The organism is Rhodococcus sp. O3 (genome assembly GCF_048897285.1).
In the GTDB taxonomy this organism is placed as follows: Bacteria; Actinomycetota; Actinomycetes; order Mycobacteriales; family Mycobacteriaceae; genus Rhodococcus.
This window is the reverse complement of the sequence record NZ_JBMBTE010000316.1, coordinates 1-619: the sequence shown is the minus strand read 5'-3', so window position 1 is coordinate 619 and position 619 is coordinate 1. Positions and strand designations below refer to the sequence as shown.

The 619-nt window shown below is 68.8% G+C and carries 1 protein-coding gene; it reads left to right on the top strand.

Annotated elements, in window-relative coordinates; translation table 11 throughout:
• Positions 1-619 (top strand): condensation domain-containing protein (locus ACN675_RS29210; protein ID WP_420754124.1); only part of this gene is annotated, 619 nt, incomplete at both ends.

The following is a 619-nucleotide window of genomic DNA, read 5'->3' as shown; positions in this document are numbered from 1 at the left end:
GTCGGATCTGCAGGCGTTCGCGCATGCGGATGTGCCGTTCGAGCGGCTGGTGGAGGTGCTCAATCCGGCGCGGTCGACGGCGCGGCATCCGCTGTTCCAGGTCGGCCTGTCCTTCCAGAATCTCGCCCGGACCTCGCTCGAACTGCCGTCGGTCAGCGTCGAGGGCATCGACCTCGCCGGCGACACCTCGCAGTTCGATCTGCACTGGATCGTGCAGGACACCTACGACGAGGCCGGGGCTCCCACGGGGATCGGCGGTTTCGTGACCTATGCGACGGCGTTGTTCGACGAGTCGACGGTCGTCTCGTTCGTCGAGCGGTTCGTGCGGGTGCTCGAGGAGATCGTGGCGGATCCGTCGCGTCCGGTCGGGGATCTGGAGATCCTCGGTGCGGGGGAGCGGTCTCGGATCCTGGAGTCGTTCAACGACACTGCGCACGAGGTGGATGCGTCGGCGACGTTGGTGTCGCTGTTCGAGGCGCAGGCCGCCGCGACCCCGGACGCGCCGGCCCTCGAATTCGACGGTCGCACCTGGACCTACCGTCAGGTCGACGCGTGGGCGGGTGCGATCGCCCGGCAGCTGGTCGCGCGTGGCGTCGATCCCGAAGAGCGGGTCGCGCTC